This window comes from Clostridioides sp. ZZV15-6597 (genome assembly GCF_020657815.1).
Classification (GTDB): Bacteria; Bacillota; Clostridia; order Peptostreptococcales; family Peptostreptococcaceae; genus Clostridioides.
Genome location: NZ_JAGWCT010000196.1, coordinates 1 through 2902 on the forward strand (window position 1 = coordinate 1; position 2902 = coordinate 2902).

The 2902-nt window shown below is 25.7% G+C and carries 3 protein-coding genes; all 3 read left to right on the forward strand.

Features of this window, described 5'->3' with window-relative positions:
- A partial coding sequence (locus KGF52_RS20700; protein ID WP_227841474.1) for a tetratricopeptide repeat protein occupies positions 1-1409 on the forward strand: 1409 nt, incomplete at its 5' end.
- 180 nt (positions 1410-1589) lie between these two features.
- Entirely contained in the window at positions 1590-1961 is a 372-nt protein-coding gene (locus KGF52_RS20705; protein WP_227841475.1) for a CidA/LrgA family protein, read from the forward strand.
- The gene (locus KGF52_RS20710) at positions 1954-2643 is read left to right on the forward strand and encodes an LrgB family protein (RefSeq protein WP_227841476.1); all 690 of its coding nucleotides are present in this window, start codon (positions 1954-1956) and stop codon (positions 2641-2643) included. The genes KGF52_RS20705 and KGF52_RS20710 overlap by 8 nt, the downstream gene beginning before the upstream one ends.
- The last annotated feature ends 259 nt before the right edge of the window (positions 2644-2902 follow it).

Below are 2902 nucleotides of genomic sequence, written 5' to 3' on the forward strand. Positions count from 1 at the left end.
ATTTTGAAGTGGAGGTGAGTATTATTTTAGTGAAAGATATAAAACAAGATATAGAAAACATGCCTAGAAAAATTTTAGATATATCTTTGATAGAAGAAAATAAAAGCGATTTGACTTTTTTTAACATAGAAGAAGAAGATGGTGATGAGACACTAAAAGCATTAAAGCAAAGTTATGTGACTACCAATTATAAAGAAGAGACTCTTTTAAATTTACAAGGAGCTTTGAAGTCAAAGTCAGACACAACATCAAAGGAGTTAAAATTAGAATCATATAAGAGATACAATAATGCATTGGATTTAGCATATAAAGACTATATAACTAGTGCTATCAATATGGTAAATAAAGCTTTAGAAATAAATCCTAAAGATATTGATATATTAAATCTTAGAGGGCTTCTAAAGTTATTAAAATGCGACTTTGCTAAAGCATTTGAGAGTTTTTATACTGCTCTATGTTATGAAAATAATCATATATCAAGAAAATATGTTAATTTAATTTCATCTGAAGATTTCAAAACATTTTTAGGCAGATACAATCATTCTATAAGGTTTATAAATGAAGAAATGAATTATGAGTCAATACATATTTTGGAGAATATAGTAGAGGAAGAACCACAACTAATAGAACCATATGTAATCTTATCTTTATTGTATGATAAGCTAGGTAATGTAAAAAAGAGAGAAGGATATTTGGACAGACTCAAAGAGATAGATAAAGATAATCCAGTATTTGAAAAAGAAGAAGAAAAACAAGAAGATACAAGTAAAAAAGAAGAAGAAAAACGAGTTAAAAAGAAGAAGAAAAATAGCTTACCATATATTGTACTTGCTTGTATTGTAATTGCAATGGGTGTATATTTTATTCAAAGTAAAAAGAGAATAGAAACCTTGAATAATCAAATAAGTAAGAAAGATGAGAAGTTAACTGAAACTGATAAAAAACTGGGTGAAACAAATAAAGAATTAGAAAAAACAAATAAAGAGTTAGATGAAGCTAAAAATAAAGAACCAGAAAAAGAAATAACTGTAGCTAATGAGGAAGATTTATACTATGAGGCTTTGGATTTAAAGAAAAATAAAGAATATGAAAAAGCGATAGATAGTTTCAAAAGTATAGTTTCCTCAGGGAAAACTAAAAAATATATTTCTGAATCAATATATCAATTAGCAATAACAAATAAAGCATTGGGAAATAAGGATGAAGCCATAAAGTATTATAAGAAGTATATAAATACTTATACTAAAAATGACCAATACTATGATGATTCATACTATGAGTTAGGCATGCTTTATTATGATAATGGAGATTTAGAAAATGCAAAAAAAACTTTTTATAGTTTAAGAAGTGAAGTTCCAGATAGTATGTATAACAATTCAAAAATAAAAGAAATTTTAAGCAAAAAATAGATTTATATAATTAAGTTTTTTGAAACAACCAAGTATGTATTTTATTAAATTAAAATAAAAATAAATTTAAAGAGAGATTGTATTAAATCATAACTTTCTGTTTGAAGAAAGATATTTGCTTGTTGATAAAACTACAAATATATGGTTTGAAACAATCTCTTTAGTTTTTGGAGGTGGAAAATGAAAGTTTTCAATCAATTAGTAATAATTTTATGTATATGGGTAATAGGAGAGTATATAAGCTCATTTATACAAGGTGCTATACTTATTCCTGGGAGTATAGTTGGCATGCTATTATTATTCCTATTGCTACAATTTAAAGTGTTGGATTTAAGTAGTATAGAAAATATAAGTGGATTTTTCCTTGATAATATGGCTGTATTTTTTATACCAGCAGGAGTATCACTTATAAAATCATTAGACCTAATAAAAGAAAATGTATTAGTACTTTTGCTAGTTATATGTCTAAGTACACTAGTGGTAATGTATACCACTGGAATTATAGTGGAAAAAATGATAAAAAAGAAGGAAGAAGGGCAAAAGAATGTATAATGTATTACAAACGCCAGTATTTGGCATAATAGTAACAATCGTGTTTTTTAATTTAGGGAGATACATTCAGAGAAAAACAAATAATCCTATATACAACCCTATGTTAATTGCTATTGTAGGAATCATATTATTTCTAAGCATAACAAAAATTCCTTATGAAAACTACAAGATAGGAGCAGATAGCATAAATTTCTTTTTAGGACCTGTTACAGTAGTGCTTGCAGTTCCACTTTATAAACAGTTTGAATTATTTAAAAAGCATATGCTTGAGATTGTTATAGGAATAGGTTGTGGTATAATAATTTCCTTTGTATCTGTATTAATAATTGGTAAAATAGCTAATTCAGATGTAAGTATAATAAATTCACTTATTCCAAAATCTATAACAACACCAATGGGAATATCTTTAGCAAATTCTTTAAATGGTGTAGAGTCAATAACAGTAGTAGCTATAATTTTTACAGGTATCTTTGGGGGGATGGTTGCTTCTACTGTATTTAAACTTGGAAATATAAATCATCCAATTGCTAAAGGAATTGCACTTGGTACATCGGCACATGCTTTGGGAACAACTAAAGCTTTTGAACTTGGAGAAGTGGAAGGAGCGATGAGTGGAGTTTCTATTGGGGTTTCTGGTACAATTACAGTAATATTAATCCCGATTATAATGAATTTTATATAAAAATATAAAATAACAATAGGTATCTTGAATTCTTAAAACAAAAATAAAATAAAAAAATTTTAAAATAAAAACTAAATTAAAAAAATGCAAATAATGAAATAAAAAAATCATGTGCTGAAATTATAAAAACAAAAATTTCATTTAAAAATTAATTATGAATAAAGAATTATATGGTTAAGTTTACTAAAATACTATAAAAATAAATATTTAAGAAAAAATACTATAAATTTACTATATTTCAAGTTACATAATATATAGT

Excerpts from the sequence above, each read along its gene's own strand:
- KGF52_RS20705 (WP_227841475.1), top strand. The coding sequence starts at position 1,590 with ATGAAAGTTTTCAATCAATTAGTAATAATTTTATGTATATGGGTAATA.
- KGF52_RS20710 (WP_227841476.1), top strand. The coding sequence starts at position 1,954 with ATGTATAATGTATTACAAACGCCAGTATTTGGCATAATAGTAACAATC.